2 protein-coding genes and 1 pseudogene are annotated in these 6,417 nt (G+C 71.0%); all 3 read right to left on the bottom strand.

From position 1 onward, the window contains the following. Window positions 1–186 (bottom strand): annotated as a pseudogene (locus G3N92_RS29415) (1,4-alpha-glucan branching protein); the annotation flags it as partial. Further along, complete coding sequence (treS, locus tag G3N92_RS29420) at window positions 183–3,629, bottom strand: maltose alpha-D-glucosyltransferase (RefSeq protein WP_206131089.1); 3,447 nt, start codon at window positions 3,627–3,629, stop codon at window positions 183–185. The gene treS and the pseudogene G3N92_RS29415, both read right to left, overlap by 4 nt. Next, window positions 3,626–6,417, bottom strand: a 2,792-nt coding sequence (locus G3N92_RS35165; protein WP_241015091.1) for an alpha-1,4-glucan--maltose-1-phosphate maltosyltransferase, incomplete at its 5' end; no start/stop codon positions are given. The genes G3N92_RS35165 and treS, both read right to left, overlap by 4 nt.

Below are 6,417 nucleotides of genomic sequence, written 5' to 3' on the forward strand. Positions count from 1 at the left end.
TTCGAGTTCGCCGAGCACGCGCCCGCCATCGAGCGCCACGGCCTGCACGCGATGCGCGCCGGGCAGCAGCGCGCGCACCACGCGGCGGTTGCCCAGCCGGTGCGGGCCGAGGCAGGCGAACGGGTCGGGGTGGCGCGCGTCGAGCAGTGCATCGATATCGGCCTGGTCAAACAACATCTCGCTCATGTGGCGTCCTTCGCGTCGGAGGGCGGGGTGGCAGGGGAAGACGTATCGGTAGGGGCAGCGAGCAGTTGCGCGGCGAGCGCGGCCAGGCCGAGCACCGGCACGCGCAGCCAGTCGGGGCGGTTGGCGGCCTCGTAGCCGATCTCATAGGCGGCCTTCTCGATCAGGAACAGCATCAGCAGCCGGTGCTCGTCGGCGGGCGCGACGAACGGCTCGGGCGCGGTGCGGATCGCGCGCCGGTAGTGCGCGAGGAAGCGGTCGGCGGCGGCCTGGCCGAAGCGGTCGAACAGCGTGCGCTTCAGGTCGGCGGTGGGCAGCGGCGCCTTCTCGATCGAGAATTGCGCGGCCGCGCTCGCATACGACAGCGAGCGCAGCAGCCCGGCCACGTCGCGCAGCGGATGCGACTTGGCGCGGCGCGCGTCCAGCGCGCGCGCTGGTTCGCCCTCGAAATCGATCAGCATCGCGTCGCCGTTCACGTTGAGCACCTGGCCGAGATGGAAATCGCCGTGGATGCGCGTGCAGATCGCGTCCAGCCCGCGCGGCACGCTGGCGGCCAGCGCCGCCAGCAGCGCGTCGCGCGAGGCCAGCAGCGTGTGCGCGGCGTCGCGCGCGGTTGGGTCGAGCTCGTCGAGGCGCGGTGCGAGCAGATCGAGCGCGCGTTCGACCATCGCCGTGGCGTCGCGGGTCCAGCGCTCGACATGGGCCGGCGTGGCGCGCTCCGGCGCGAACGCCGGGTTGTCGCTCGGCCCGGCCAGCACGGCGTGCAATTCGCCGAGCCGCGTGCCGATCGCGCCGGCGAAATCGGCGTAGGCATCGAGCGCCTCCGGGTCGGCGAGCGCCGCGTCGGCGTCCTCCGGTGTGGCGGCGCCGGTCAGCGCGAGATCGCTCACCGCGCGCTTGACGAAGTCGAGCGAGTGCGTCCACGCATCGCCCTGGTTCTCGACGAAGGCCTGCACGATCGCGATCGTGTGCGGCGTGCCGTCCTCGCCCATGCGCAGCGCTTCGCCGACCAGCGCCGGCGCGTTGCGGTAGCCGGCGCGCGTCAGGTAGCGGCTCATCTCGGCTTCGGGATGGATGCCGCCCGCCACGCGCCGCACCAGCTTCAGCACCAGCGTCTCGCCGATCACGAGCGAGCTGTTGCTCTGCTCGGCCGCGAGCCAGCGGATGTCCGGGGCGTCGCCGAGCGTCTCGCGGTAATCCTCGAGCGACGGTTCCGGCGAGAACGTCAGCGTGCCGCCGTTCGCGAGCGGCACGCTGGCGCGCTGGGCCAGCTTGCGCAGCACGCCGTGCGCGAAGCCGGGCAGCGCGAACGCGTCGGTCAGGTAGCCCACCGTCGGGCCGCGCCGCACGCGCGCCAGCGCGAGCCGCATGAACAGCGGATGCGATGTCTCGTCGCCCCAGGCGGCCGCGAGCGGCACCACGTAGCGTTCCTCGCGGCCGTCCGAGCGCGCCGCCACTTCGGCATACTGAAATGTTTCGCCGGGGATCGGCGTCACGCATTCGAAGCGCGCGCCGCCGAGCGCGCGATCCTTCGCGGCGAACCAGCGGCGCAGTGCGAGCCAGTGCGGCAGCACCTCGGGTTCGAGCGACGCGAGCAGCGGCGCGGCCGGATGCACGTCGCCGCGTCGCATCACGAGCGTGGTGTATTCGGGCAGCGGCTCGGCGTGCGGGCGATGCCACACCGGCTCCGCGCCGTGCGGCGTCAGCGCGAACCACAGGAAGCCGTAGGGCGGGAACGTCAGCAGATACGGCAGCTCGCCGATCGCCGGGAACGGCGAATCGGAGGTCATTTCCACCGGCACGCTGCCAGCGAATTCCGACAGGTCTAGCTCGACCGCCTGCGACGCGCGCGACAGGTTCGCCACGCACAGCACCGGCGTGGCGTCGGGCAGCTCGCGCAGATAGGCGAGGATCTTGCGGTTCTCGGGGCGCAGGAAGCGCAGCGTGCCGCGCCCGAACACCTGCGTGGCGCGGCGCGTGGCGAGGATGCGGCGCATCCAGTTCAGCAGCGAATGCGGATCGCGCGACTGCGCCTCCACGTTGATCGCGTCGTAGCCGTACAGCGCGCCCATCACGGGCGGCAGCACCAGCAGCTCGGGATCGGCGCGCGAGAAGCCGCCGTTGCGGTCGGCCGACCACTGCATCGGCGTGCGCACGCCGTCGCGGTCGCCCAGGTGGATGTTGTCGCCCATCCCGAGCTCGTCGCCGTAATAGATCACGGGCGTGCCCGGCATCGACAGCAGCAGCGAATTGATCAGTTCGATGCGGCGCCGGTCGCGTTCCATCAGCGGCGCGAGGCGGCGGCGGATGCCGAGGTTCAGGCGCGCGCGGCGCTCGCTCGCGTAGGTCTGCCAGAGCATGTCGCGCTCGGCGTCGGTCACCATCTCCAGCGTCAGTTCGTCGTGATTCCGAAGGAAAATGGCCCACTGGCTGCTCGGCGCGAGTTCGGGCGTCTGCCGCATGATGTCGATGATCGGGAAGCGATCCTCGCTCGCGATCGACATGTAGATGCGCGGCATCAGCGGGAAGTGGAACGCCATGTGGCATTCGTCCTCGCGGCCGAAGTACTCCTGAACGTCCTCGGGCCACTGGTTGGCCTCGGCCAGCAGCATCCGGTTCGGATACTCGGCGTCGATCGCGGCACGGATCTTCTTGAGGATCGCGTGCGTTTCCGGCAGGTTCTCGTTGCTGGTGCCTTCGCGCGCGACCAGATACGGCACCGCGTCGAGCCGCAGCCCGTCGATGCCGAGGTCGAGCCAGAAGCGCATCACCTGCAGCACCTCGCGCACCACGGCCGGGTTGTCGAAATTCAGGTCGGGCTGATGCGAGTAGAAGCGGTGCCAGTAGTACTGGCCGGCCACCGGATCGTGGGTCCAGTTCGACGGTTCCGTATCGACGAAGATGATGCGCGTGCCGGCGAACTTGGTGTCCGTGTCCGACCACATGTAGTAATCGCGATGCACCGAGCCGGGCTTCGCCTGGCGCGCGCGCTGGAACCACGGATGCTGATCCGAGGTGTGGTTGATCACCAGCTCGGTGATCACGCGGATGCCGCGCGCATGCGCCTCGCGGATGAAGCGCCGCACATCGGCCAGCGTGCCGTAATCGGGATGGACGTTGCGGTAATCGGCGATGTCGTAGCCGTCGTCGCGGCGCGGCGACGGGTAGAACGGCAGCAGCCACAGCGCGTCCACGCCGAGCGAGGCGATGTAGTCGAGCTTCGAGATCAGGCCCGGGAAATCGCCGATGCCGTCGCCGTTCGAATCGAAGAACGACTTCACGTGCAACTGATAGATGATCGCGTCCTTGTACCAGAGCGGATCGCCGGTCAGCGCGCCGCGATCGGAAAAGCGTGCGGCGCTGCGGCGCGCGTTGCGCCGCGGGGCGCCGGCCGCCGGCTGGAACGGGGCGCGTTGCAGATGGTCGAGCGGTTCTTCGCGGATCATCGGCGGTCTCCCTCGCCGGCATCGCCCGGCGTTGCGCCGCGTGTGCGCGGGGCGTCCGGCGCGATGCGCCAGATCGCGAACGGCAGCGCGTGCGGATCGAGGTTCACGTATTGGCGGGCGCCGTGCCAGTGGCCGGTGTGGCCGCTGGCCAGATCGACGCTGCGCAGCGCCGCGCCCTCGGGCACGCCCCAGGTTGCGTAGAGCGCGGGGTCGAGCATGAAATCGGTGGCCTGCGGCGCCCACGGATCGAGGCTGACGGCGGCCACGATCACGTTGTCGCCGCTCGGCGTGGCCTTGCGGAACACCAGCACCGAATCGTTCGGCGCATCGAGGAAGCGGATCCCGAGATGCGTCTGCAGCGCCGGATTGCTGCGCCGCACGCGGTTCAGCAGCGCGATCTCGGCGCTCAGGTGGCCCGGCTGCTTCCAGTCGCGGGCGCGCAGTTCGTATTTCTCGGCGTCGCGGTATTCCTCGCCGTCGTCGGCCAGCGGGGCCGATTCGCCGATCTCGAAGCCGCTGTACATGCCCCACACGCCCGACAGCAGCGCCGCCAGCGCTGCGCGGATCACGAACTGCGCGCGCGGCGCGTGGTGCAGGTAACGCGGGTTGATGTCGGGCGTGTTGACGAAGAAGTTCGGGCGGAAGAAATCGCGCGCGGGGCCGTCGGCCAGCTCGGTCAGATACTCGCGCAGCTCGTGCTTGGTCTCGCGCCACGTGAAATACGTGTAGGACTGCGAGAAACCGAGCTTGGCGAGCCGATACATCATCGCCGGGCGCGTGAACGCTTCCGAGAGGAACACCACGTCCGGATGGCGCGTGCGCACCTCGTCGATCAGCCAGGCCCAGAACGGCAGCGGCTTGGTGTGCGGATTGTCGACGCGGAACAGCTTCACGCCCGCGTCCACCCAGTGCAGGATCACGTCGCGCAGTGCCGTCCACAGCTCGGGCATCGCGTCGGACGCGTAGAAATCGGGGTTGACGATGTCCTGATAGCGCTTCGGCGGATTCTCCGCGAAGCGCAGCGAGCCGTCCGGCCGCCACGCGAACCAGCCCGGATGGCGCGCGAGCCACGGGTGATCGGGCGAGCACTGCACCGCGAAATCGAGCGCGATCTCGATGCCGTGCGCGTGCGCCTCGCTCACCAGCGTGCGAAACGCACCGAGCGTGCCGAGGCTTGGATGCACCTCGTCGTGGCCGCCGATCGGCGAGCCGATCGCATAGGGGCTGCCGACGTCCTCGGGGCCGGCGCGCAGGCTGTTGTTGCGGCCCTTGCGCGCGGTCAGGCCGATCGGGTGGATCGGCGGGAAATACAGCACGTCGAAGCCCATCTCGCGGATGCGCGGCAGATGGCGCGCGACGTCCTCGAACGTGCCGTGGCGGTTCACGTCGTCCGAGGCCGAGCGCGGGAACATTTCGTACCAACTGCTGAAGCGCGCGGCGCGCCGCTCCGCCTCGATCGGGTAGACGGCCGGATCCTGCGTGAGCGCGGTGCGGCGGCCGAGCGCCGCGTAGATGGCCGCCGACGGTGCCGCCAGCACGAGGGCGAGCTGGCCGGCGGCGTCGGCCGCGTCGAATTCATCGGCGAGGCGGCGGACGTCGGCCAGGGCGGCGTCGGTGGGGCGCGGCGCGAGTTGCGGGTCGGGTTTGACGTCGAGCTTCGTTGCAGACTGGGTCGCGGGCTTTGCGTCGCGTTTGGCCTCGCCCTTGGCAGCCTTGCTCTTGCCGCTCTTGCTGCCGGGGCCCGCATCGAGCGCGCTCGCCAGCAATGCACGCGCTTCCTGCAATTCGAGCGCGACGTCCTGCCCGGCCGCGTGCTTCTTGCCGATGTCGACCACGAGCGAGCCCCAGTCGTCGCGCCAGGCGAGGATCCGGAACAGATGACGGCCGATCCGGTCGAGCGGGATCCAGGCGCGCCAGCGGTCGTTGCCGAGCGGGGCGAGCGGCGCTTCGCGCCATTCGGTTTCGTCGGCGGCGCGCCAGGCGACCGCCGCGCCGAGCTTGGCGTGGCCGTCGGCGATCAGCGTCGCGCGCACTTCCACTTGCTCGCCCACCACGCGCTTGGCCGCGAAGCGGCCGCCGTCCACGCTCGGTTCGACGCGTTCGATCGCAATGCGGTCGGCTTCGAGCGCGGCAGCGAGGGTGGTCTGGGCGGCAGAGCGGGCGCGACCGCGGCCGGCGGCAGCGGCGTTATCGGGCGAGGCCGCGTTGGCCTCGCCGTTCGACGCAGTCTTGCCGGCATCGTCGTCCGGCGCGCGGCCAGTGGCCCTGTCTGCCTTGGCATCCTTGCCGGCCTTGACCGGCTTCGCATGCGAAGCGCGCAGCAGCGTCACGTCGCCGGGCATCAGCGCGATCGGCCCGAGCGGCGCGGCCTTGGCACGGCGGCCGGCCGACAGCGGCGCGAAGCGCGTGAACGCACCCGGCACGCCGGCCAGGCAGGCCGGATCGACCGAGGCGGTGGCGTCGAGCTCGGGGTTCAGCGCGATCAGCAGCGCGTCGCCGATCGGCCGCGACAGGTCGACCGGCGGGCGCTCGAACGCGTCGCGAGACGCGGCCGGCGGCGGATGCGCCGTCATCAGCGGCGTGGCGACGCCGCGCTCGAAGCCCATCGGCACCAGCCAGCCCGTGCCGAGCGCGGCGGCCGTCTCCAGCGCGCGCCGGTAGCCGCGCTCGACGGCGTCGGGCGGCAGGCCGCGCAGGTCGTGCGCGAGGCGCGGGCCGTCGAATGCGTCGGGAAACGCGATCGGCGAGCCGACGCGGCGCAGCAGCGCGTGTTCGTCTACCAGCCACG

It is taken from the genome of Burkholderia sp. Ac-20379, assembly GCF_017104645.1.
GTDB lineage: Bacteria > Pseudomonadota > Gammaproteobacteria > Burkholderiales > Burkholderiaceae > Burkholderia.

What these genes read in the sequence shown, in the direction of transcription:
- treS (WP_206131089.1), bottom strand. Translation starts at nt 3,629, where the DNA reads ATGATCCGCGAAGAACCGCTCGACCATCTGCAACGCGCCCCGTTCCAG.